At 33.8% G+C, this 25288-nt stretch carries 23 protein-coding genes; 11 read left to right on the top strand and 12 right to left on the bottom strand.

The features are described from left to right. Positions 1–83: 83 nt before the first annotated feature. Positions 84–968 carry a mechanosensitive ion channel family protein gene (locus GTR01_RS01715; RefSeq protein WP_160136148.1) on the top strand — a complete coding sequence of 295 codons (885 nt, stop codon included), beginning with the start codon at positions 84–86 and terminating at the stop codon, positions 966–968. A 314-nt stretch (positions 969–1282) separates the two neighbouring features. Here the strand turns inward: GTR01_RS01715 and GTR01_RS01710 are convergent, their stop codons facing one another. The 6 genes from GTR01_RS01710 to GTR01_RS01685 form a co-directional block, all read right to left on the bottom strand. Then, complete coding sequence (locus GTR01_RS01710; RefSeq protein WP_160136147.1) at positions 1283–1771, bottom strand: hypothetical protein; 489 nt, start codon at positions 1769–1771, stop codon at positions 1283–1285. Between the two features lie 77 nt (positions 1772–1848). Continuing rightward, positions 1849–3039 carry an ADP-forming succinate--CoA ligase subunit beta gene (gene sucC / locus GTR01_RS01705; RefSeq protein WP_114819312.1) on the bottom strand — a complete coding sequence of 397 codons (1191 nt, stop codon included), beginning with the start codon at positions 3037–3039 and terminating at the stop codon, positions 1849–1851. Positions 3040–3169: 130 nt separating this feature from the next. Beyond that, positions 3170–4447, bottom strand: a complete 1278-nt coding sequence (locus GTR01_RS01700; RefSeq protein WP_160136146.1) for a chloride channel protein — start codon at positions 4445–4447, stop codon at positions 3170–3172. A 2-nt stretch (positions 4448–4449) separates the two neighbouring features. Further along, positions 4450–4836 (bottom strand): DUF423 domain-containing protein, encoded by a 387-nt coding sequence (locus GTR01_RS01695; RefSeq protein WP_160136145.1) that lies wholly within the window; start codon positions 4834–4836, stop codon positions 4450–4452. Between the two features lies 1 nt (position 4837). After that, positions 4838–5923: a hypothetical protein gene (locus tag GTR01_RS01690; RefSeq protein ID WP_160136144.1), complete on the bottom strand. Its 1086-nt coding sequence runs from the start codon at positions 5921–5923 to the stop codon at positions 4838–4840. A 166-nt stretch (positions 5924–6089) separates the two neighbouring features. Further along, the gene (locus GTR01_RS01685) at positions 6090–7418 is read right to left on the bottom strand and encodes a hydroxymethylglutaryl-CoA reductase, degradative (RefSeq protein WP_160136143.1); all 1329 of its coding nucleotides are present in this window, start codon (positions 7416–7418) and stop codon (positions 6090–6092) included. 156 nt (positions 7419–7574) lie between these two features. On the opposite strand from GTR01_RS01685, the gene GTR01_RS01680 reads away from it, so the two are divergent. Together GTR01_RS01680 and GTR01_RS01675 are read left to right on the top strand one after the other, a co-directional pair. Further along, positions 7575–8834, top strand: a complete 1260-nt coding sequence (locus GTR01_RS01680) for a putative DNA modification/repair radical SAM protein (RefSeq protein ID WP_160136142.1) — start codon at positions 7575–7577, stop codon at positions 8832–8834. 16 nt (positions 8835–8850) lie between these two features. Next, a complete protein-coding gene (locus GTR01_RS01675; RefSeq protein ID WP_317167581.1) occupies positions 8851–9612 on the top strand; it encodes a TIGR03915 family putative DNA repair protein in 762 nt (253 codons plus the stop codon). 988 nt (positions 9613–10600) lie between these two features. Here the strand turns inward: GTR01_RS01675 and GTR01_RS01670 are convergent. Both GTR01_RS01670 and GTR01_RS01665 read right to left on the bottom strand, forming a co-directional pair. Then, positions 10601–11401, bottom strand: a complete 801-nt coding sequence (locus GTR01_RS01670) for a DNA alkylation repair protein (RefSeq protein ID WP_160136141.1) — start codon at positions 11399–11401, stop codon at positions 10601–10603. Further along, positions 11398–12036, bottom strand: a complete 639-nt coding sequence (locus GTR01_RS01665) for a peroxiredoxin-like family protein (protein WP_160136140.1) — start codon at positions 12034–12036, stop codon at positions 11398–11400. Before GTR01_RS01665 ends, GTR01_RS01670 begins: the two co-directional genes overlap by 4 nt. 97 nt (positions 12037–12133) lie before the next feature. Here GTR01_RS01665 and GTR01_RS01660 point away from each other — a divergent pair, with 97 nt between their 5' ends. The 4 genes from GTR01_RS01660 (at position 12134) to gap (ending at position 15733) form a co-directional block, all read left to right on the top strand. Further along, positions 12134–12511 carry a winged helix-turn-helix transcriptional regulator gene (locus GTR01_RS01660; RefSeq protein WP_160136139.1) on the top strand — a complete coding sequence of 126 codons (378 nt, stop codon included), beginning with the start codon at positions 12134–12136 and terminating at the stop codon, positions 12509–12511. 238 nt (positions 12512–12749) lie between these two features. Further along, on the top strand, positions 12750–13625 hold the full coding sequence (locus tag GTR01_RS01655; RefSeq protein WP_160136138.1) for a DUF4846 domain-containing protein: 876 nt from the start codon (positions 12750–12752) through the stop codon (positions 13623–13625). Between the two features lie 83 nt (positions 13626–13708). After that, on the top strand, positions 13709–14695 hold the full coding sequence (pfkA, locus tag GTR01_RS01650; protein WP_160136137.1) for a 6-phosphofructokinase: 987 nt from the start codon (positions 13709–13711) through the stop codon (positions 14693–14695). A 33-nt stretch (positions 14696–14728) separates the two neighbouring features. Continuing rightward, positions 14729–15733, top strand: a complete 1005-nt coding sequence (gene gap, locus GTR01_RS01645) for a type I glyceraldehyde-3-phosphate dehydrogenase (RefSeq protein WP_160136136.1) — start codon at positions 14729–14731, stop codon at positions 15731–15733. A gap of 64 nt (positions 15734–15797) precedes the next feature. Here the strand turns inward: gap and GTR01_RS01640 are convergent, their stop codons facing one another. Both GTR01_RS01640 and GTR01_RS01635 read right to left on the bottom strand, forming a co-directional pair. Then, positions 15798–16895, bottom strand: a complete 1098-nt coding sequence (locus tag GTR01_RS01640; RefSeq protein ID WP_160136135.1) for a hypothetical protein — start codon at positions 16893–16895, stop codon at positions 15798–15800. Continuing rightward, positions 16892–17326: a hypothetical protein gene (locus GTR01_RS01635; RefSeq protein ID WP_160136134.1), complete on the bottom strand. Its 435-nt coding sequence runs from the start codon at positions 17324–17326 to the stop codon at positions 16892–16894. The genes GTR01_RS01640 and GTR01_RS01635 overlap by 4 nt, the downstream gene beginning before the upstream one ends. Before the next feature lie 205 nt (positions 17327–17531). Between GTR01_RS01635 and GTR01_RS01630 the strand changes: the two genes are divergently transcribed. Together GTR01_RS01630 and GTR01_RS01625 are read left to right on the top strand one after the other, a co-directional pair. Further along, positions 17532–18329: a response regulator transcription factor gene (locus GTR01_RS01630; protein WP_160136133.1), complete on the top strand. Its 798-nt coding sequence runs from the start codon at positions 17532–17534 to the stop codon at positions 18327–18329. An 80-nt stretch (positions 18330–18409) separates the two neighbouring features. Further along, positions 18410–19594 carry an oxygenase MpaB family protein gene (locus tag GTR01_RS01625; RefSeq protein ID WP_160136132.1) on the top strand — a complete coding sequence of 395 codons (1185 nt, stop codon included), beginning with the start codon at positions 18410–18412 and terminating at the stop codon, positions 19592–19594. A 10-nt stretch (positions 19595–19604) separates the two neighbouring features. On the opposite strand, the gene GTR01_RS01620 is transcribed toward GTR01_RS01625, so the two are convergent. Then, complete coding sequence (locus GTR01_RS01620; protein ID WP_160136131.1) at positions 19605–20789, bottom strand: hypothetical protein; 1185 nt, start codon at positions 20787–20789, stop codon at positions 19605–19607. Between the two features lie 348 nt (positions 20790–21137). On the opposite strand from GTR01_RS01620, the gene recA reads away from it, so the two are divergent. Both recA and GTR01_RS01610 read left to right on the top strand, forming a co-directional pair. Continuing rightward, positions 21138–22139: a recombinase RecA gene (recA, locus tag GTR01_RS01615; protein ID WP_160136130.1), complete on the top strand. Its 1002-nt coding sequence runs from the start codon at positions 21138–21140 to the stop codon at positions 22137–22139. A 20-nt stretch (positions 22140–22159) separates the two neighbouring features. Then, the gene (locus tag GTR01_RS01610) at positions 22160–23635 is read left to right on the top strand and encodes a hypothetical protein (RefSeq protein WP_160136129.1); all 1476 of its coding nucleotides are present in this window, start codon (positions 22160–22162) and stop codon (positions 23633–23635) included. Positions 23636–23738: 103 nt separating this feature from the next. Here the strand turns inward: GTR01_RS01610 and GTR01_RS01605 are convergent, their stop codons facing one another. After that, complete coding sequence (locus GTR01_RS01605) at positions 23739–25187, bottom strand: hypothetical protein (RefSeq protein ID WP_160136128.1); 1449 nt, start codon at positions 25185–25187, stop codon at positions 23739–23741. Positions 25188–25288 lie beyond the last annotated feature (101 nt).

Raw genomic sequence — 25288 nt, 5'->3', positions numbered from 1 at the left:
TGTTAGTCTACAAATTTAGTAGACTTTTTGATACTAGCAAAATTTTTGTTGAAAATTTATATCTTTAATGTAAAATTTTATTCATGGAGAAAACCGGGCTCACCTACATAGACTTGGTGTATAAGGTATTGGAAAGTTGGTATGTAACGTTTGCAGAGCTTACCCCTAAACTGATTGTCGGCATCTTAGTATTTACATTTTTTCTTATTACCAGTAAATACCTTAGTCAGATTTCAGTAAAATTATTTCATAAGTTCTTTCCCAAAAGCCAGAAAGAAAGTTCTTTAGTTACTTTAATCAGTGTCTTCAGATTCCTGATTATGCTATTGGGCACTTTTATCTCTCTTGAAATTATGGGCTTCAGTGGTTTCCTTTGGAAGTTTATCGGAAGTTTGGGAGTAGCCGGGGTCATTGCCGGAGTTGCTCTAAAAGATCTTGTTTCAAGTATCTTTTCAGGAATGCTTATTGGGATTGATAAAGCCTTTAAAGTAGGTGATTATATTACCATTGGAGCTCATTCCGGTACTGTACAGGAAATTGGCTTTTTAACCACTAAAATTCTTACTGACGATGGGAAAAAAGCTTATATTCCCAATCAGGTCGTTTTCAATGCTCCGTTTTATAATATTACGGCTTCACCTCAACGCAGAATTATTTTAAATTTTGAAATTCCTGCAGATGAAGATATCAGTAAAGCCCAGAAAGGGATTTTAGAAGTCATCCAAAATCTTGACAATGTGGATAAACTAGACACCGCAGAAGTCATCTTTACAGATTTGAAACAGGGATCATTTAATCTGCAGGTTAAATTCTGGATTAAGATTGGAGCCAATCTGGCACAGGTAAGGAGTAAAGCTTATTTAAATATTAAAGAAAGATTTGATCTTGATAAAATACAGCTGGTAACTCCTACAAGTATTAGTATTACAAGCGGAGAAAATAATCTGTCTGAAAGTCAGGATAAATAATAATTAATTTCACCACAAATCTCAATGATTTCACAGATGTTTGTGGTTATATTAATCTAATAAAGAACCGCTTCAAATTATTGGAGCGGCTTTTTTGTTGGTAAACACAATGACGCAAGAGTTTTAGACATTGCGTATATTTTTAAGGCGCGAGGATTTTAACTCCGATAAAATTTTATGCTGTTGAATGATGGCCACTGATACACGAATGATTTTAATTGTACATAAAGCCTATGTGATTATGTAGTTAAAAAAATTTGAACCACATAGGTTTCACATAGAATGTATCTTAAAAAAGACCTTGCATAAACTAACTATTTTTTATTATGCTTTTTAGAAACTATAGTACTGTCCTTCTTAGAAACTCTGCCAATACTGTCATTATCTACGACGGCAGTCATTCCTATAGTAACATCATTATTACTCAGACTGTCTTCTTTTAGTTCTACAGCTACCTCACCTGTTCTCAGAGGTTTATCTTTTGAGCATCCGGTTAAAAATAATACTAAAGAAAGAACGGCAAGCGTAATTTTACTATTTTGAAAAATATTTGGAATATATCTGAAGAATTGTTTTTTTACTTTTTGTGATTTTTCATCTTCAATATTCAACTGATGATTATAAAATCTACCACAAACTTTTTCGTTTTCTTTTTCAGTGAGAATTTGTTGAATTTCTTCAGGTTGCTTTTGGGTAAAGTCAATTACGCATTTGCTACAGACAGAACAGAACCTGCCTTTTTCCTGTGGAGACATAGATTCCCAGTTTTCAGAACATGGTTCCGGGATGTATAAGTTTTTCATGAATACTTGTTTCTTATACGCATAAAAAAACCGTTCCAAAAATGAAACGGTTTTCTAATTTATTTGAAAATTTTAGATTATGCTAAAACTTCTTTTACTTTGTTTGCAGCTTCTTCTAAAGTAATTGCAGAGTGAACTGGAAGACCAGACTCGTCAATTAGTTTTTTAGCTTCTACAGCGTTAGTTCCTTGTAATCTTACGATCAATGGAACTGGAAGGCTACCCATAGCTTTGTAAGCATCTACAACCCCTTGAGCAACTCTGTCACATCTTACGATACCTCCGAAGATGTTGATTAAGATTGCTTTTACGTTTGGATCTCTTAAGATGATTCCGAAAGCAGTCTGTACTCTCTGAGCATCTGCAGTACCACCTACGTCAAGGAAGTTAGCAGGGTTACCACCTGATAATTTGATGATATCCATAGTTGCCATTGCAAGACCGGCACCGTTTACCATACAAGCAACGTTACCATCCAATTTTACGAAGTTAAGACCAGCTTCACCAGCTTCTACGTCCATTGGATCTTCTTCTCTTGTATCTCTTAATTCAGCTAAGTCTTTGTGACGGAATAATGAGTTGTCATCTAAAGTTACTTTAGCATCTACAGCGATAATTTTGTTATCAGAAGTTTTCAACACTGGGTTGATTTCGAAAAGAGATGCATCAATACCTGTATAAGCATTGTAAAGAGAAGAAATAAATTTCACAAATTCTTTGAATGCATTTCCTTCAAGACCTAGGTTGAAAGCAATTTTTCTAGCCTGGAATCCTTGAAGACCGATCGCTGGATCAATCAATTCGTTGTGGATTAAGTGAGGCGTTACTTCTGCAACATGCTCAATATCCATACCACCTTCAGTAGAATATACGATTGTATTTTTCCCTTCAGCTCTATCTAAAAGAATAGAAACATAAAATTCTTTAGTTTCAGATTCTCCAGGATAATAAACATCTTCTGCAATCAAAACAGAGTTTACTTTTTTACCTTCAGCAGAAGTTTGTGGAGTTACTAACTGCATTCCGATGATATTCTGAGCGTTTTCTTTAAGTTTATCCATGTTTGGAGAAAACTTAACACCTCCACCTTTACCACGACCACCTGCGTGAATCTGTGCTTTTACAACCCAAGCTTGAGCTCCAGTTTCAGCAGTCAATTTTTCAGCAGCTGCTACAGCTTCATCTACGTTGTTTGCAACGAAACCACGTTGGATAGCTACTCCATACTTTGATAAAATCTCTTTTGATTGATACTCGTGAAGATTCATATTATTTTTATTATTTTATTTTAATATTTAAAGGTTGACAAATTTACTAAAAAGACATGGAAGTTCAAGATTCTTCATTCAAAAATTAAAGATTAGTTCCTTGATTTTTGACATGTTTGCATATTTTCCCTTATTCTTCCGCTAATTTTTCAGACTGTGATCCGATAAATGGAATTCTTGGAGCAAGAAAATACCCTGTAAGACTGGCAAACAGAATCGGAACAAAATAAGTAAACCCAGTTAGTGTTCCCAGAATAATGGTAGTACTCATCGGTGTTCTGGTTACACAGGCATTAATTGCCGCCATGCAGCTTACAATGGCTAAGGTAGTATCTACACTCGGAAATAAATTATGAATAATTAATCCTAATGTCGTTCCTACAAAGAAAAGAGGAATAATAAAACCTCCTCTCCATCCAGAAGTTACTGTAATGGCAATGGCTAATATTTTAAAGATCAGGACAAGGATAAGGAAGTTTAATCCGAAGTTCCCGCCGATTAGCTGATTGATCTCGTTGTGTCCAAAGTATCTTGTAATAGGAAAGTTATAAGCAATAATTCCTAGAATAATCCCCCCTACAAATGTTTTGATATAGATTGGAAATTTTCTGTATTCAAAAATCTTTTTGAAAAACTTAACTACAAAAATAAAAATCCAACCAAACAAAGTTCCTACAATTCCAAATAAAGTAGCATATAAAAAATCATATACTCCGGTGTAATGGTATGCTTTCAAATCCCATGTTGCCCCGATTCCCAAATGAATAATCAAAGCAAACATCAGATAACTAAAACAACTTGCTACTAAAGCCGGAATAATAGCCTTGTAATATTCAACTGCATGTTTGTGATGCAAAATTTCCAGGGAGAAAAGACTTCCTCCAAGCGGCGCTCCAAAAAGTGCAGTAAAACCTGACGCCATCCCTGCAATACTTAACGAACGCAGCTCCTCACCTTTTAATCTGAAAATTTTTCCAAGCCAGGTTCCGGTAGATCCGGTAACTTGTACTAAAGGAGCTTCAGGCCCTAAACTTCCTCCTGATGCCACACAAAAAAGTGAAGACAAAATCATAGATGGGTTGTTTTTAGGTTCCAGCTTTCCTTTATTGAACCTGATATTATTCACAATCAGATGGATTTCTCCAGGATCACCAATGAAATGAATCACCAATCCTGCTAGCAGACCACAAATAGCCATGGTTGGAATCACCTGCCAGCCTTGAAAATGGGCTAAAAACTCAGTAAAATGTTCCAATACAATCCAATATCCGCCGGCAATGATGCCACCTACCAGACCTGTAAAGGCCCACATAAAAAAAGTACGGCTGAATACAAACGGGTTAAACCTGATGGGTTGATCTAAAAGGTTGAACGTTCTTATAAGCCGTCTTCTTCTATTAATTTTCATTCTTAGATTTTATTTTTAGCAAAATAAAGAATTAGCATTCCCCAGCTTAAGATCATCATCAAACCTCCAAGCGGAGTGATAGGCCCTAAGAATTTAAGGTTCATTCCCAGGTAATCCTGCATGCTTAGGAAATAAATACTCACGGAGAATAAAAGGGTTCCTGCAATCATTAAAATGGATGTCCATCTTTCAGCAGAAGTTTCAAATTTTAAGATATACCCGATGATCAGTAGAAAAAAGGCTGCATACATCTGATATCGTACTCCTGTTTCAAAACTTTCCAGTCTTTCCACCGCTAATATTTTCTTTAAAGCATGTGCTCCGAATGCACCCAAGATCACGGATATCATTCCGTAAGCAGCTCCAAAAATTAAAGTAATTGTTTTCATTTTATAACTCTTCTAGTTCTATACTTAAATATTTTTTTGTCTTATAATCCTGCCAGGTTCCGGTAATGGTACTTCCTTTTATTTCTGCTTCTACAAAAGCTCTCGGAATCCATTGGCTTGTAGCTTCATCATAATGGTCATTTTCAGTGATTGAGATGTGATTTCCTTTCAGCTGTCCGTCCCATTGAATCAATTTTTTGTTTTTGTCATACCAATACTCTGCATTAAAGGAGCTCTTTCCTGATGAATCATCAGCAGAATAAAAACGACTAATAAAAACGGTAACAGGATACTTACCATCAATTTTTCCTTTATACAGTTTATTTCTGAAACTGGTCTTTTCTATTTTATCAGATCCGTTAAGTAAATTTTTTGCATAAGGGCTCCAGTATTTTTCCAGCTCTTTATAGGTAAATTCAAGTTTGTGACTTCCAAGATCATCTAAAGCCCTCATGGCATGATTGGAACATCTTCCGACAACAAATGTCAGTTTATCTTTTCCGAAGAAATACCTGACATAGTCTAAAGATCCTCCTGTAGAACAACCTTCATAAATGGCGATCTGATCTTCTGTTTCTTCAGATGGATTCTTTTCGGCCTTCAATTTGACCAGAAAATTATTTATCCTTTTCTTGACTTTCTGTTCAATCAAGCGTTCCACGGTCTTCACTGCATTAGTCTGAAACAGATCCTGGGCATTGATAAAATTCCCGGTTCTCAAATCAAAATTTTGCCAAATCTCAAAACCTTCAGGATAGGCTCCTGAGGCTTCTCCTTCCATTTCAATACTCAGAATATTTTTAGGGACTTCCAATTTTTTCCAACTATAGAAATAAACATAGTTAGCATAAGAAGTTGTCCCTGTAGAGACCAGTTTAAATGGATTAGACCCTGAATTCGGAACATGTTCTAATTCATTAACCTGTAAAAATGTATTTATTTTATTTTCAACTAAAGGATTTTCAGGATAGGAAATCAGCGGAAAAGTAGAGTCTTCAGTCTTTGGCCGTAAATCCGATATTTTTAAATTTTTCTGTGAAAAACCTAAACTGGAAATAAGCATAAAAAATAAGACTCTTTTCTTCACTATTTCGAATTTAAATACATTAAAATAAACTTGGCCACCAAAGTAGAAATTCCCAGTATAATAAACATATTGGCAAATTTCTTGGAAGCTCTGAAACCTGGGGATGTTGTTTTCTTTAAAAAGAATCCAAAGGCCAGAAATAGGATGGGCAGAATTATCTGTAACATTAGTTTCCTCTCATTCGGTTAAACTCATTGATTACCTCATGATGACTCACCGTCTTATCTTTGAAGTAAGTCACAAAATGCTGTTTTTCTTCTTCTGTAGCTCCCAATTGATTCAGAATGTTCAGTAAGTGCATTTTCATATGCCCTTTTTGAATTCCTGTGGTTACTAATGAACGTAGCGCAGCAAAATTCTGAGCTAATCCTGAAACTGCCAGAATACTCATTAATTCCTGAGCAGATGGTTTTCCAAGTAATGCTAAAGAGAATTTTACCAACGGGTGAAGATTCGTTAATCCACCTACTACTCCTACAGAAATCGGAAGATCGATCCAGAATCTGAAAACTCCGTTATCTGTTGTGCAGTGTGTCAAAGATCTGTATTGTCCGTCTCTTGCTGCATAGGCATGAGCACAAGCTTCGGTTGCTCTAAAGTCATTTCCTGTCGCAATCACTACGGCATCTACTCCATTCATCACTCCTTTATTGTGAGTAGTGGCACGGTAAGGTTCAATTTCAGCGATCGTAACAGCTTGTTTAAATTTTGAAGCAAATTCTTCAGGAGAAATTCCGCTGTCATCTTTTAAATCTTCCATTTTACAAGACACCTCAGCTCTTACGATACAGTCAGGGGTAAAATTGGAAAGAATATTCATCACGATCTGTAATGAGTGCTTTTCTTCCTGAGTAAAATCTTCGCTGGTTGCTACTTCCTGTCTCAATGTTTTTCCAAACTGTTCAAGACATGAATTGATAAAATTAGCTCCCATTGAGTCTACGGTATCAAAACTTGCTTTCAGCTGATAGTAATTGGGCATTTCTGCAGTTTTATCCACAAGGCTGATGTTCAGAATACCGCCACCACGTCTTCTCATATTCGCAGTGATCTCTTCTGTAGCTTCCAGTAATTTTTTCTTTAAGCTGAAATTAAAAAAATGCAATAGTTTATGAGACTCTACATTGAAGATAAAATGAGTGTGTCCCAACTTCTCTGTATTGATGATGGTTGTTTTAAAACCTCCTTTATCAATCCAGAATTTTGCGGCCTTGGAAGCTGCTGCTACTACTGAACTTTCTTCAACAGCCATTGGAAGTGCCAATAGTTTTCCATCAATTAAAAAGTTCGGCGCGATTCCGTAAGGCATATAGAAATTGGAAATCGTATTTTCAGAAAATTCTTCGTGAAGCTTCTGAAGATCTGCATCGTCATTCCAATATTGTTTTAATATATTTTGATATTCCTGATTTCCTTCAAGATATTCGTTTACAAGCCAGTCGATTTTCCCCTGCTTTGGTAGCTTGGAAAAACCTTCGATCGGTTTATGATTCATGATATAAACTTTAATGAGGCGTAAATATAATGATTTTGAGACTCTTTTTTGTTGATAACTTCTATGAAAAAAGGTTGACATTTATCAATTTTGGAACTAAATTTGAACACATTTTAAAATAACTATTGATACAAATCATATCAAATCGTTTAGAGTATGAATTTTGACCGCCTAAAAGAAAAACTCGAAATCCTTGCTGATGCGGCAAAGTATGATGTTTCATGCTCATCAAGCGGAGGAACGAGGAAAAATAAAAAAGGAGCTTTGGGGGACAGTTCTGTAAGTGGGATTTGTCATACCTATACTGAAGATGGAAGATGTGTCTCCTTGCTCAAAATTTTATTGACCAATCATTGTATATATGATTGTGCTTACTGTGTATCCAGAAGTTCAAATGATATAAAAAGAGCTGCATTTACGGTTGAGGAAGTTGTAGACCTAACCATTAATTTCTATCGCAGAAATTATATTGAAGGGTTGTTCCTGAGTTCCGGAATTTTCAAGAATGCCGACACCACCATGGAAAGGCTTGTTCGGGTTGCCAAAAAACTTCGTCTGGAAGAGAATTTTAATGGATATATTCATTTAAAATCTATTCCGGGAGCAAGTGATGATCTGATGCAGGAAGCTGCACTCTATGCGGACAGGCTTTCAGTAAACCTGGAAATCCCGACCGAAAGCGGTTTAAAATTATTAGCTCCTGAAAAGAACAGACAGGATATGATTAGTCCTATGAGATCTATTCAAAAAGGAATTATCCAGTATCAGGATGAGAAAAAGATTTTAAAGAAAGTTCCCAAGTTTGCTCCAGCAGGGCAATCTACCCAAATGATTGTAGGCGCTACGAACGAAAACGATCTGCAAATTATCAAAGTAGCGGATCACTTTTATAAAAATTTCAATCTGAAAAGAGTCTATTATTCCGGTTATGTTCCAGTTTTAGAAGATAACAGACTCCCTTCTTTAACTACTGAAGTTCCGATGCTTCGTGAAAACAGATTGTATCAATCGGATTGGCTGATGCGATTTTATGGTTTTAAAGCAGAAGAAATTTTAGATCCCAGTATTCCTTTTCTGGATTTAGAAATAGATCCAAAATTAAGTTGGGCTCTACGACATCTGGATCAGTTTCCTGTAAATATTCAAACTGCCGATTATCAGATGATCCTAAGAATCCCTGGAATTGGAGTAAAATCTGCGCAAAAAATTGTGAGTGCAAGACGTTTTCAGGTTTTAAACCTGGATCATTTGAAACAATTGGGTGCAGCGGTTAACAGAGCTAAATATTTCATTGATTTTAATGCTGGGAATGCTTTTTTAAAATATTTAACCCATCAAAATTTAAAGAAGCTGTTGATGGGAGGTAGCTCTTCTAAGTTTCACAATCAGTTTTCACAGCAACTGACTTTATTTTAAAAATTTTATCTCAAAAATGATGATTACACTACTTTACGATGGAAGTTTCGACGGCCTTTTCACAGCGATATTTGAAGTATTTGAATACCGTTATAAAGAGGTGGAAATTGTAAATAGGGAAAGGTTTCATCAGGAAAATATTTTTGCTGAAATTCATGAAGTCATTACCCAAACGGATAAATCTGAACGTGTTTTAAAAAAGTTAGAACAACATCTGGGAAAACAAGGAATATATAAACTTTTAAAAGTTTTTTTGTCTGAAGATCCTGAACTGGAGAAAACAATACTATCAGCTGTACAACAATCTATAAAACACCCTGAAAAAAATATTCTGGAAAATTATGCAGATGCCGACATGATGAAGATTTCTAAAATCTGTAAATCTGTAGACCGAGAAAGTCACCGAATGACGGCTTTTGTCCGTTTTGAAAAAATGCAGGATGGTGTTTTCTTTTCAAAAATAGATCCTGACTTCAATGTTCTTCCTTTAATCAGAAAACATTTCAGTGACCGCTACCAGGATCAGAAATGGATGATCTATGATCTACGAAGAAATTATGGAATTCTTTATGACCTGGAAACTTCTGATTTCTTTTATCCGGATGAAAAACTGGATATGAAGGACTATCAGGAAAAATTTCATGATGAAGAAAGAAACTATCAAACGCTTTGGCAACGGTATTTTACAAAAACTAATATTGTTGAAAGGAAAAATTTAAAGCTTCACATTCAGCATGTTCCTAAAAGATATTGGAAATATCTGACTGAAAAATGGTAACCTTAAAGTGAAAAGGTTCAATTCCACATTTCCATATTGTGGATAACTTTTTTGCACTACAAATTAGATTTATTCTTGAAAAAACCTTTTCCACAGCCATATTTCATAAACCATTAATTGTATGACAGATATGGTGATTTTTATTCCATAACCTCATATTGTGGATAACTTTTTTATACTAAAAATTAGATTTATTCTTGAAAAAGCCTTTTCCACAGGTATATTTCATAACCTTTTAATTTTATGATAAATACACTATTATTTATTCTACAATCCCATATTGTGGATAACTTTTTTCACCACAGATAACACCAACTATTTTAATACGATTCATTTATTGACTTTCAAAATGCTTCAATATGAATTCCTGACTTTTTATCCTTGTTAAGGTTTTAAACCTTGACGAGGATAAATTAAAACTCAACATCAAGAATCAATTTAATATAAAACAAAGCTGAGATTTTGTTCTGAAAAAATCTGAACAGATTTTCAATTCAAATGATGACTTTGTGGATAACTTTTTCACACTATAAATGAAACTTATTTCTGGAAAACCTTTTCCACAGGCACATTTCATAAACTATTAATTTTATGACAGATATAGTTGTTTTTATTCTACAATCTCATATTGTGGATAACTTTTTCAACCACAGATAACACCAACTATTTTAATATGATTCATTTATTAACGTTCAATATGCTTCAATATGAATTTCTGTCTTTCTATCCTTTTCAAGATTTTAAACCTTGATTAGGATAAATTAAAACTCAACATCAAAAATCAATTTAATATAACACAAAGCTGAGATTTTGTTCTGAAAGAATCTGAACAGATTTTCAATTCAAATGATGACTTTGTGGATAACTTTTTCACACTATAAATTAGATTTATTCCTGAAAAACCTTTTCCACAGGCATATTTCGTAAACCTTTAATTGAATGACAGATATAGTAGTTTATATTCCATAATTCCATATTGTGGATAACTTTACTTCCGAATGGTACGCAGTGCTTTTTTGACAATATATTGAGTTTCCTTTGTACTACTTTCCCGAAGCCATTCATCACAAATTTCTACTACAAATTCCGGTTGGGACTTACTGGCATCATTTAGCCAGTTACCGACACTATCCTGAACGTATCTTGACGAATCTGATTTTAAAGGTTCCAAAATTTCCAGCCCTAATCCTGGATTTTGTTTTAACTCACTAATATGTTCACACCACACTCCTCTCGGTCTGGTAGATTCACTCGCAAAACGTCTGATATTTTCATTGTCATATTTCGTCCATTCTGATAAAATAGACAGAGACTCTGTAAGATTCTTTGAAATATCAGGACGTACCGTCATCCAACAAATTTCTCTTACTCCAAAATGAGTATCCGAAGCAAAAGGCTGAATTCTTTTTAGTTTTTCCATCGTGTTAAAAGTATCATTCCTTCCAATCGTATAAGCAGCCCAGCACCGAACCAGATCAGCCTGATGACTGGATAACTTTGAAAGAAATTCTTCATCCTGATTTTTGAGTGCGAGATCAAGGATTCCCAAACCAATTGCTTCATTAATGGTATTAACCGTTTGTTTTTTCAATTTGTCTACTCTACTCAAAATAGATTGGAGATATTCTAAACGATTGTTCTGTTTCAATAGGTTTGCTAACAAAAGTTTTTGATCCACAGCCAACCATTCTGTTAGATTCGCCGTTTCAATTTCTCCCCTGTTCAATTGTACTAAAATATCAGCAGGAATATCTTTTATAGAACGGGCTCCTTTCCTTTTTTCTGTCATAATGCTTGTATTAATTCTTCCACATCTACTCGATTCATGTAATTTACGTCTAAAAATTTATAGGTAACCATTCTATTTTCATCAATTACAAAAACTGCCGGAACAGGTAAAATATGATCATTATTTTTATTGAAATCAAAAAGATCAATCCCAAGACCTTTATAATAAGGAAGCACAAAATCCTGTAACTTAAAAACAATGCCTAATTTTTCAGCATAATGATTATCAACATCAGTCAGTACTTCAAACTCAAGATTATTTTTTTCGGTTATATTAAGAGAATGATCCGGGATTTGCGGAGAAACTGCAATTAAAACGGCTCCTCTCTCTTGTATTCTGGAAAGATTGTCTTGTAAAAATTTTAGTTCCAAATTACAGTAAGGGCACCAATTTCCTCTGTAAAAAACCAAAATCATTTTTCCATTTTTGAGAACTTCTTCAGAAGTGATTATTTTTCCAAAAGCATTTAGCAATGAAAATTCTGGTATTTGATCTCCTATCCGAATGCTATTTTCTTCAATATTTAGAGTTTTCATCTCTTCAATAGACTTTCCGAATACCTCCAATATCTCCTGTGGAAGCTGTGAAGATAATTCCTGATTCAAATATTCAATCTGTTTAGCCAGTGTATTCATTGTTTTTTAATTTTATTATTTTTACAAAGGTCTAAAAGCCTCTACAAATAAGCAATAACGCATATTTTTCGCCCATAGGGATAAAAAAGTCAATTTTATGGAAATAAAGGGAAGAGCCGAAGAAAATAAAATTTGTCCATTGGAAGTTGCTGTCAATACGATCAGTGGAAAATGGAAAATTCCTATCGTTTGGCAGATCAATGAGGGAAAGAAACGTCCCAGTGAATTTTTACGTGGAATTGCAAAAGTAGATCGAAGAGTTCTTAATCAGCAGCTCACAGAAATGGTGGAAGATGGTATTCTGACCAAACAATCTTTTAATGAACTTCCTCCCAGAGTTGAATATACGCTGACTGAGCTTGGTGAAAAGCTGGTTGCTATTCTGTGGCAGCTGAATGATTGGGGAAAACTACTGATTCCTGAAAATGAGAATTCTTTGTTGGAAGACACAAAGTCGCAAAATTATATTGAATAGGCAAGGGTATTAAGGCGCAAGGATTTTATCTTCGATAAAATTGTACACCGCTAAATTATTGCCACGAATTCACGAATAATTTTATTTATAAATATTATGGATGTTTAATTTTATTCTAGCAACAGTAAAAAAAGAAATTCGGGTATTCGTGGCAAAAAAATGGTGGAAAATAAAAGCTTAGATTCTATATTTCAATATTTCCCAAAAAATCCCATATTTGTAACCGAATCAAATGACTATGAAAAAAATTATTTCAGGAGGAATAATTACTTTGATTATATTGGGGTGCACTCAGGATAAGAAACCCTCAAACCTCCTCCCTTCTCAGGAAACTGAAGTTTTAACACCTGTAAGTTCAGTACAGATCAATAAGGATAAAAATACAGTGAGAGAAAGATTTTCTCCGCCCAAAGATTATCAATGGCAAGAAGAGAAACCAGATTCTTTTGGTTATTTTATTGAAAACTTTACATTGAAACCTTATGGAAGCCAGATTTTAAGATATGATGGTTCTCCTATTTCCACCCAGCATCTTCATGAAGCTGTTTTTGATATTGATACAGGAAATAAAGATCTTCAGCAATGTGCAGATGCAGTAATCCGACTGCAAGCTGAATATTTATACAAAATAAAAAAGGAAGATGATATTAAGTTCCATTTTACCAGTGGTCATTTAGTCAGCTGGAACGATTATAAAAACGGAACAAGAGCTTTTGTGAATGGAAATTCTGTAAGCTTTAGAAAAACAGCGGGGTTTGATAATTCTTATCAGAATTTCAGAAGTTATCTGGATCTTATCTTTAATTATGCGGGAACGATTTCACTCAATAAAGAAACAAAACCAGTCTTAAAGAGTTCTGATTTAAAAACCGGAGACATTCTGATCACTCCGGGAAGTCCTGGACATGTAGTTTTTATCGCTGGAGTTTGTCAAAATAAAGAGGGGAAAAAATTATTTTTATTAGGAGAAGGATTTACACCTGCACAATCTATACACCTGTTATCCAATCCTTTTCAAAAAAACATTTCGCCATGGTATGATTTTGATATAAATGCTCCTGAGACTAAAACAGCAAGGTATATTTTTAATCCAACAAACTTCAGAAGCTTTTAATTATATATATTCAAAACTATTGGAAAGTTACTACGATAATCTGAACTTGTTTTTGTAAATTTGTGTTCGAAATTTTTTACTAGATGAAAGAGAGTGCTGTAAAAAAGATTGCAGTTCTTACTTCAGGAGGAGACTCTCCAGGTATGAATGCAGCATTAAGAGCGGTAGTAAGAACCGCCAATTACTATAATATTGAATGCTACGGAGTAAGGGAAGGCTACAATGGCCTTATCAGCAATGATTTCCTAAAAATGGGAGCCCGTTCCGTAAAAAATATAATCAACCAAGGTGGAACTATTCTAAAGTCTGCCAGATCTACTGAATTCAGAACTAAAGAAGGCCGTCAGAAGGCCTATGATAACTGTGTAAAGCTGGGTATCGACGGACTGGTATGTATCGGTGGAGATGGAACTTTTACGGGTGCAAAAATCTTCAGTGAAGAATTTGGAATCCGTGTGATTGGTATTCCGGGAACGATTGATAATGATATTTTCGGAACAGACAATACCATCGGATATGACACTGCGTTGAATACTGCTATGGATGCGATTGATAAAATCCGTGATACGGCAACTTCTCACAACAGGGTTTTCTTTGTGGAAGTAATGGGTCGTGATGCTGGTTTTATCGCTTTAAACAGTGGTTTAGCAACAGGTGCTTTGGATATTTTAATTCCTGAGAAAAAAGACAGCACGGATGATCTTTTTGAGAAATTCAGAAAAGCTGAAAAAACAGGAAAAGCATCTAGTATTGTAGTCGTAGCAGAAGGAGAAAAGCTAGCCAATGTTTATGAACTGGCTGAAAAAACAAAGAAAATATTCCCTGATTATGACATTCGTGTAGCAGTTTTGGGACACATGCAAAGAGGAGGATCTCCTAGTTGTGCAGACAGAGTATTGGCCAGCAGATTGGGATATGGTGCTGTAGTAGGATTAATGGATGGTCAAACGAATGTAATGGCAGGAATGCGTTCCAACGATGTGGTGTATACGCCTATTGAAGAAGCCATTAAAAAACATAATGAAATCAATAAAGATTTAATGTTGATTTCAGAAATTTTAGCAATCTAATTATTTTTATAAATCTAATAAAAACAAACTATTATGTCAACAATCAAAGTAGGTATCAACGGTTTTGGTAGAATTGGACGTCTTGTTTTCAGAGCAATGACTGAAAGAGACAACATTGAAGTTGTAGGAATCAATGACCTAATCAATGCAGAATACATGGCTTACATGTTAAAATATGACTCTGTACACGGTATTTTCCCAGGTGAAGTTTCTGTAGAAGGAAATGATCTTGTTGTAAACGGAAAAAAAATCAGAGTAACTGCTGAAAAAGATCCAAGCAACCTAAAATGGGATGAAATTGGTGCAGATTACGTAGTAGAATCTACTGGTCTATTCCTAGATAAAGAAAGTGCTGCAAAACACATTACTGCTGGTGCTAAGAAAGTAATCCTTTCTGCTCCTTCTAAAGATGATACTCCAATGTTTGTAATGGGTGTAAACCACAAGGAACTTACTGATGATATCAAAATCTTATCAAACGCTTCTTGTACTACAAACTGTTTAGCTCCTTTAGCTAAAGTAATCCACGATAACTTCGGAATCGTAGAAGGTTTAATGACAACTGTACATGCTACAACAGCTACTCAGAAAACTGTTGACGGCCCTTCAATGAAAGATTGGAGAGGTGGTAGAGCTGCTCTAAACAACATTATCCCTTCTTCTACAGGTGCTGCTAAAGCAGTAGGAAAAGTAATTCCTTCATTAAACGGAAAATTAACTGGTATGTCTTTCAGAGTGCCAACTGTTGACGTTTCTGTAGTAGATTTAACAGTGAGAATTGAAAAAGCGGCTTCTTATGAAGAAATCTGTTCAGTAATCAAAGCTGCTTCTGAAGGTGAATTGAAAGGTATCCTAGGATATACTGAAGAGGCTGTAGTATCTCAGGACTTCGTTGGAGATAAGAGAACTTCTATCTTCGATAAAGATGCTGGTATCATGCTTTCTCCTAACTTCGTAAAACTTGTTTCTTGGTATGACAACGAAATGGGTTACTCTAACAAGTTAGTTGATATGCTTGTACACGCCGCTTCTTTATAATAAGTAACGAGCGATAAGCAATAAATAATATAGCCTTCCCGATGGGAAGGCTTTTTTGTTACTCTTATTTTGTTGATTTAGGTGTATCTGTCTCAAAATCATTGTTAAAGTTAAGCCCCCAGTTGATTCCTAAGAAGGAAACTAAATCTTTATCCGTTTGAAAATTTTTACCAAATCCTCCAATAATGGAAATATTAGTATTAATTTCATATTTAATGCTTCCTAAGGAGCGATAATCATTACTTGAATTATTCCCGGACCGCCTGATATATTCATAGCCTATCGTTAATTTATCAAATTGTAAATCAATTTTAGCACCTATATCGGTATAAGTGTCCTTAATATAAGCCCTAGATTCCATATCAAAAGTCATTTCATCTCTTAAAACCCTACCAAACCCATACAGACTTAAATAATTATTTTTATTAACTCCTTCCTTATTGGTTACAAGTTGAGTATTATAATTCATAGTAATCCAACCTCCCAATCTTCCGAACTTTCCTGACGAACTCATAGAATTATCAAAAAAATGATTGTAAGCTCCTGCTATATTTATAATAAACACAGGTTTAAAATCCATATAATCTGAATATGCTTTGTTGTATTTTTCTACCAAAGAGTCATATACTTTTTCTGACTTATTTTTAAGAGTAATCGGATCAAAGTTTTTTTGTCTATGTTGTTCCAACTTTTCATAGATTTCCGGCAAATCTTTCGTAAAATACCTTTTCTGATCTGAGGAAATTAATTTTACTAATGTAGTTTTAAATCCTATCGCCATATTCTGAACGGAATCTTTTTTCACAAATGCAAAAGAAACTGATAAATTTTTATAAGCTGATGAAAAAGAATTATACTCACCTTTATCATTAAACCCATTATATTCCCTGAACGTTTTTTTTGTATCAGTGATAAAATACGGAGTAAAATCTACTGCAAAGTTTGACGGAAAACCACTGGAAGAATTAAAAGAACTTACCAGACTTAGTGCCAAAGCTTTCATGGTTTGAGGACTTTCAATATTTGTGGGAGCTTCATCCAAAAGTACAAATGCTGGAGAATTTGGTGTCTTTAGATTATCAATACTAATACTCCCAGGAAATTTTTGAGCCTTAAAACAGATTGTACAAAAAATCAATACAATACTTACTATAGTTTTCATGACATTTCAATATCTTTTATTATCATTCCTTCATTAAATTTATTTAAAACAAAATCTGTTTCCTTTACAACACCATACTCCTGGATATTTTTCATTTCTTTTAGTGTATATTTCATTCTCACATTGCCTTTCAATACATACTCTTGAAAACCTTCTTTGTCTTTCACACTGGCTGGCAATGAGTTTACAAATGTTATTATTCTTAATTTCCAGCCTTCTAGACTTCCGATATTATCTGTAATTTCCTTAAATATGATTTCGTTAAACGCATTATAAGTAATATTTCCGTCAAAAGTTTTCTTAGAAGAAGTTAATAACTCGTAAGAGTCACCTTTTACCTTATACACTAAAGTTTGGGCAGGCTTCACAGTATCCGCAACAACTTGAATTTCAAGCGGATTATCATTTTTCAAAATATTGAATTTCTCCATTAGATTTAATTTTATGGTTAAAGTTCTTTTTGAATAGAAATAAAGAAAAGAAGAAAGCTTCAACTGTAAAACAAAAGAATTTTAAAATTGAGCTTCCATGGTCATTAGTTTTATATAAAGCTACAATACTTTGAAGCTAAATGAAATACCACAAAAGGGGGATTTTTTTTAACAGAATTTTATTATTTTTATGAAAACATCAACCATGGATAAAAAATTTATAACTCAGGCAAAAAAGCCCCATCTTCTGACCAGAGTGTGGAATAATTACCCGGAACTTCTTCAGAATGAAAATACAATGTTGACAGTTCCTTCTATAGAACGCATTATTGGAGAAGTTTTTGCCCCCGGAAAGTTTTACCATTACATCATCAACTTCACAGACAGTACCATTTATAACCATCATGAAAACATTCTAAAAATACACGGGCTAAGCAAATATCCCTTACATCTCAAGGAAATCATAGACCTCATCCATCCTGATGACCTGGAATTTGTAATGGAAGCCGAAAGAATGTGCATGGCAAAAATGGTAGAAATAAATGCTTCCGACCGCCTTTCAGAACTGAAATTTAGTTATTGTTTTCGGATGAAAACCATCAAAGGAAATTACGAACTTTTTCATCATCAGTCTTTACACACTTACAGGGATGAAAGTGGCCGCGTTTTACAGGCAATTAATATCCACACCAATATTGAACATATCACCCATCAGAATTCTTACACCGTTTTAATCTCCGGAATCAATGGGAATGAAGATTTCCATCAGATGCAATGGCAAAAAAATGATAAAATTACGACACCTATCCCTGTCAATTTTACCAAAAGAGAGGTTGAAATTATTACCTATATCGCACAAGGCTATTCCGCTGGAAAAATCTCTGAACGATTGAACATTTCCGAAGAAACTGTAAGAACCCACCGGAAAAATATTTTAAGAAAAGCAAATTGCAAAAACTGCTCTGAGCTCATTAAAATGGCTTTTGAATGGGGATACTTGTAAAACCTCACTTCTATTCCTGACAAATCTCACCATAAAAATTCGGTGCAAAACTTGTACTTTTATAGATAAAGGAATGAACAATGATACAGCCACGGTTTAAAGATGCTCCCCATTTCAAAGACTTTTGGGAAAACGGTAACGGAAAACTATTGATTGAATTTTCTGGTGCTGAAGTGGGTTTTAAAGATTTTGAAAAATATGCTCCCTTCTTTTATCATGTAGATGAAATCGGAGATGCGGTGGTAAAAGAGGTTTATTTTACTAAAAAATTTCATGAAGCATCGAGAGAAATAGAAGGGTATATCCGAAATGGAATTTCCGAACATGATGATGTTCCTGAAAGTGTAAAAAAATTGTTCGCCCAAACCCAAAGAATTCCTGAATGGCTCGATTATAACCTTTTAAAAAACGGCGCTGAACTTTGCATGCGAAGTAATCTGGATTCTTTAATTTCCCTAAGAGATTATTGTCTGATCGGAGGCTATGATTATGCTTACCTCAATAAACCTCTCATTGTCACGGAAGCATTGAAAAAAGGAGCTGTAAAACGTCTTTCAGAAACCTTGGATTTCTGGGTGAACGTTACCCGCTATAATGCATTAGATCTCCACGCCAAAGGATATGAATTTGCTATTAAAACCCGTCTGATTCACTCTTACGCAAGACTTTCTATCAAAAAACATTATAAAGAATGGGATACAGAAAACTGGGGTGAGCCCATCAATTCCTGGGATATGATGGCCACTTATATTGGTTTCAGCCTCGTTTTTCTTCATAGTCTTCAAAAATTAGGAAACACTTTCTCTGTTGAAGAAGAGCAGGGTATTTTCCACCTATGGAAATATGTAGGCTACTTGCTTGGAATCCCGGAACAACTTCTTCCTGATGATAAAAAACAGGCAACAGCATATTTTTATTTATGGACTTCCATCCAGCCTCCATCAGATAAAGACTCTGTTCTTTTGGCTCATTCTTTATTGGATGAATCCCTGGAGAATCCTATTTTAAAATTTGAATTTCAAAGGAAAAATTTGAGATACCTTCACATCTGCTGTACCTGGTTTCTCCTGGATGATGAAGTTTGCAAACGACTTCAGATCCCGGAGGTATCCAACAGAAAACTATTTCCAAAATCAAAAATACTTTTCAACAAGATCTATGATAAACTTGTCAGCCGAAATTCAAGAATAAAAAGAGGAAATAAAGATCAGATGAAAGTACTGGAAGATTATCTGAACATTACAAAAAATTCAAATTTTCATTAGTACTCATTTTTCAGGAAAGCTTTCTGTTCCTGAAATTCCAGATCGAATATAATAACAATAAAACAACCCACACGCCAATAACAGCACTGATGAAAATTTCCATAATGGAAGGATGAAGATAATTGGGTTTGTAGAACAAACGGTCAAGGGTTTTGAATTTATCTTTTAAATCATTTCTTTCGTAAGTATTTCGTATCGCATTCAAAGGTTCTTGCTTATGATCTCTATAATAAAAGACATCTTTGCTCAGATCTTTTGGGACAATCTGCGATTCTATATTGTATTTTTTTAAAAGAACATCCAATTTCTGAAAGGAGGAAAGCAATGAATCCTGACTATATTTATAAAGTAAATCATACCTTTTGACTGCATTTTGGTACTGTTGCTGTCGTTCAGGAACATTATGCAATGGAAAAAACAAAAACTTGTTTTCAAGAAAAATACACATTTTATCATCATATTGGGGATTTACTTCTACCCCTTTAAATACAATTTCAGTACTGTCTCCTATCTTCTTTTTAGAAATAATTCTTTTTTCCAACTCATTAGGATCAAGCCCAATAAATTCAAATACTGATCCCGCTTTCTTACTTATTTTGCTATGATCAGTACTCAGCATTTTTAGGGTATCAATACTGTAATAGGTGGATTCTGTTGAATAATATTCTTTATTGTTTGGATCGTAGTACACCGTATCTATCTGCTCAATTACAGGGTAAGGTTTAGGATATAAAATATTTTCAGGGTTAAAGAGTTTCTCCGAACTATAGGAAGTATAATTATATAAAAAAGGCTGTAAGACATTCAGAAGCGTTTTGTCTTTATTAAGATCTTTTTCAGGCAGGTCAGTTCTTAATTTCGCATTGAAACCGAAACTATAACTGATGAAAAAAGTCAGAGAGAAAAAGGACACCAACAGAAGTATAATACCTATTCCTAATTTTTGAGAAAGTTTATACTTTTTTTTGGAATGATTTCTAAGAAGAAAAATAACGAAGAAAAACAAAAAAAGGCCAGTTACGAAAACATGAGAAATCGAGACATCATCATAAAATTTGAACCTATAAAATTCTGTATAAATATTAATATCCTTAAGGCCTTTAAACTTTACATATCCGTAAATGAAGTAAGCCATGTGTATAACTGCTAATACTGCAAAAGATTTAATCAGGAATAATTTTAATTTTCTGTCCATAGAATGATCTTAAAAAAGAATGTTTTAAGATAAGCATTTTTTTATCGTATAAACAAAACCCTGCTCGCTTTCTTCAATATAAAAAATTACCTGTATAAGTTGTTAAGACAATAATTCCTGAAAATCACCTTCCAATAAAAATTTCCGACTTTCCTATTTCTGCTTACAGCTATAACTTTCCTATCTTAAGCTTAATTCACCAGCACCTCATTCCACATCTCATTCGTTATGAACAATATAAGTCTATAAATTTTATTATTATCAACCTTTAAAACCGTTTTTAGAGGTAAATAACATTAGTTTTTGATCTATAAATTATGTATTTTTGGAGAAATTATTTTAATAAAGATGAGTAACATTGATGATAAGAAAAAAGCACTAGCATTAGTGCTTGACAAGCTAGACAAAACATACGGAAAAGGAACTGTAATGACTTTAGGTGATGAATCTATTGACAGTACAATAGAAGTAATTCCTTCCGGGTCTTTAGGATTAGATATCGCATTAGGTATAGGAGGATATCCAAAAGGAAGAATCATTGAAATATATGGCCCAGAATCTTCAGGTAAAACAACATTAACACTTCACGCTATTGCTGAAGCTCAAAAAGCGGGTGGTATTGCGGCATTCATTGATGCTGAGCACGCTTTCGACAGAACGTATGCTGCAAAATTAGGAATCGATTTGGAAAACCTTATCATTTCTCAACCGGATAACGGAGAACAAGCATTAGAAATTGCTGATAACTTAATCCGTTCTGGAGCTATTGACATTGTTGTTATTGACTCTGTTGCTGCTCTTACTCCAAAAGCAGAAATTGAAGGAGAAATGGGAGATTCTAAAATGGGTCTTCACGCAAGATTGATGTCTCAGGCATTAAGAAAATTAACGGCTACGATTTCAAGAACGAAATGTACTGTAATCTTCATCAACCAGTTAAGAGAAAAAATCGGTGTAATGTTTGGTAACCCTGAAACAACTACCGGTGGTAATGCTCTTAAATTCTATGCTTCCGTAAGAATTGATATCAGAAAAGCAAGTGCACCAATTAAACAAGGTGATGAAGCAATCGGAAGCCGTGTGAAAGTGAAGATCGTTAAAAATAAGGTAGCTCCACCTTTCAAACAAGCAGAATTTGACATCATGTATGGGGAAGGAGTTTCTAAAGTAGGAGAAATTCTTGATACAGCGGTAGATATGGGAATTGTGAAGAAAAGCGGTTCTTGGTTCAGTTATGAAGAATCTAAATTAGGTCAAGGACGTGATGCTGTAAAAGATGTTTTAAAAGACAATCCTGAACTTGCTGAAGAACTGGAAAACAAAATCAAAGAAGAGTTAAAAAATAAATAATAAGGATATTATATTTAACCATGAATAAAAAATATCGATATTTAATTTATTTTTTAATCTTACTAGTATATATATTTGTTGCCTATAATTCTTATGGATATGACGATGAGTTAATCAATATTGATCTCATAAATAATTTAAAAACAGAATCGGCTATATCCAATCATGTTATTGCAAGAGATGTTCATCCACCCACTCATTATTTGATAAATAAATGGCTGTTTGATATCTTTGGCAGTTGGAGTACACTGAGAATTATTTCTGCAATATTGGTATGCTTTTCTGGTTTCTTTTATATTGAAAAAACTAGAGAGAGTAATTCGTTGATTGAAGATTTTACACTCATTACCATTGTAGCACTTAACCCTGCATTTTTACTTTGGGGTACAAGTATACGTTGGTATGCTTATTTTATACCTGTACTTTTTGTTTTATTGTCAGCAAAAAAAACAGAAAGCTCTTTAAAGCATTGGTTACTTTTTACAATTGCCATTACTTTAATGAGCTATATAGGATATGCAGGAGTATTTTTAATTCCATCATTATTTATAATACATTGGGTAAAAGATCAATCCAAAACTAATAAAAAAATAAAATTCGCACTTGCTAGTTTAGTTACTTTTGGATTACTATACAGTTATCAATTTTATATACTAATTAACTATCAGGTTAAAAATAGTGATGGTCAAATTTTTTCGCTTACGAAGTCTGCTATTGGCTTTATTATAACACAGATAAGTAATCAAGGAGTATTTCCAACATCTGTAGCAGGGATTTTATCAATAATAGGATTTACATTGCTATATATAAGAGATTTTTTACTTATAATTAAGCAGAAAAAAATAGAGACTGGCATTATAGCCTATTTAATAGGAGTAATTGTTTTTTTTATCACAGGTATTGCCGGAAAAATGAGAAATTTTGTTGCTTTAAGTCCACTTCAAAATTCACTTTTTTTTAATCCTGATCAAAGTAAATATAAACGTTTATATTTATCTGCGTTGGCATTAATCTTTTGTGCAAATGTTTGGGGAATGTATAATGTAAGTTTCCATATCAATACTACTAAAAATAGTTGGAATCTTCCTATAGATGATTTATTGAACAATCTTGCGCAAGAAAATAAAAATACAACACTTATTTTAAATCATGATCCTTTAATTGGTGATGTTCTTATAAAGAAAGGATATAAAATTTATAATCCTTATATAAATAATAAAGAACAAATCAACACTAGTTCTATAGAGAAAGTGATAGTTCTTAAATCATTTATAGGCTCAATTCCAAAGCCGCACTATGATTCTCTGATGATTAGTTTAGATCAGATTCATAATAAAAATGAAAAGCCTGTCATTCATAAAATTGGCAAAGATGATTACTATCAAATAAAGCATAAGCAGGATCCATCTTACCCAGAATATCAAATAGAAATATTTAGATACAATCATGTAAAAGATTTGAATAATCTTCAAATTTGGAATGATAAGATACTTTAATTGTACAACTCTAAAAATGTAAAAACATTTTCAGGATAAACAAATAATAAAAAAACGGTCTGAATATTCAGACCGTTTTTTATTTTTATACAGATATTATATATTATTCTGCCATTCTACCTTGCAGCTGCATGGCTCCTGCTACCTGCATACCTACTGTAAGTGTTTCAAATCGCATATTTTCTTTATTCACAAAGGCATCAACTGTAAAGAAATCTTCCATTTCTGAATTCGTAATCAATCTTAATTTCAGGATAAACCCTTTCACACTACCATCTTCCAATACTTGTGTTTCTTTAATATCAAGCACTTTACCGATAAAGTCAATACATCCATAATCAGGAAGATCCTCGCTTGGCTTGTATGCAGTAAATTCTTCGTCAGTTTTAGTTCCATCCGGTAACTCAAAGCTTTCGTGAAGATCTAGCACAAAAATAATTCCGCTCACATTAACATTTATTTTATTCTGTGTCTGATATTTATTTTTGTTTTCTGCATAATCTGTAGGAAAAAACCAAAGTCCAAATGTATCTCTTGCGGGACCAGCTACAATAGCTTCATTGTTATTTACATTTTCCCATTCACGGATTTCTTTGGTTTCAAAATCAAGAGAGAAATTGGTTTTTACTTCCGGATAAATAGTATTAAATTCATCTGAAATAATCGTTTTGAACTTGATATCTGCAAACTCTGTATGTTTAGCCTTTTCATCAGCAGAGATCTCATCTACTCTGCATAAAGCCATAGTTTCCATCAAATATTGAGAATATTTTTCCTGAGTCTGAAAATTTTGAAAACCAAAAATTCCGCCCCACATATTGGCAAGAGAATGAACATTTGATTTCTTTATTTTGATTCCAGCTTCATTAATTATTTCAGGGCTCTTAATCTCTTCTCTGTGGGTAAAATAATCTTTGCCATCTACCAACTGAGTATTCATGATCTCATTATTTTCCTCGTGAGAAAATCCTGTAAATCCTTTAAAAGTAATATTTTCGTTTTCGAAAACATAAGGTAAAGCAATATTACCTTCTTCAGAACCATTAAAATGATAAGAAAGGGTAATCGCTTTAAGATCCTCCGGATTAATTGCCAAAGCATGGTTACCATCATCATTAAACTGAGAGTGGTATAAGATAGCATATGACTTGATCTTTCCTTCTTTCAATTCATTTTCAAACTTTTCCTTCATATTGCTCAATACTACCTGCGGTGCAAGACCATAAGTAGGATCAGTAATGGTATAAGTAAATCCTTCAACCTCTCCATTCTCATTTTCAAATGCTGAAATCGGAGCAAAATCTCCTCTTAATTGAAGTGCAATAGAATACACGATATAATCACTGTAAATCTTGATTTTTTCATATAATTCATTCACCTTTTTCTCTTCTGCAGGTTGTGATTGAATAGGTGTTTCCGGTATGATTTCCACCACTTCTTCTTCCACGATCTGTTCTACTATTTTCTCCTCTGGCATTTCCTGCTGCTGAACCGGAGCACTGACATTTTCCTGTCTGTTGTTTTTCTTCTTAAAAAAATCAAAGATTCCCATATTGTTGTTAAAATTGGCGGTAAATATAATAAAAGCTCACAATAGACTCATCATAAAAAAAATGCCATTGTGTCAGCTTATCATTCATGTTGTTTTTAATA

This window comes from Chryseobacterium sp. c4a, from assembly GCF_009900745.1.
Classification (GTDB): Bacteria; Bacteroidota; Bacteroidia; order Flavobacteriales; family Weeksellaceae; genus Chryseobacterium.
The sequence above is the reverse complement of the archived record's forward strand: the minus strand, read 5'-3'. Positions and strand labels throughout refer to the sequence as shown.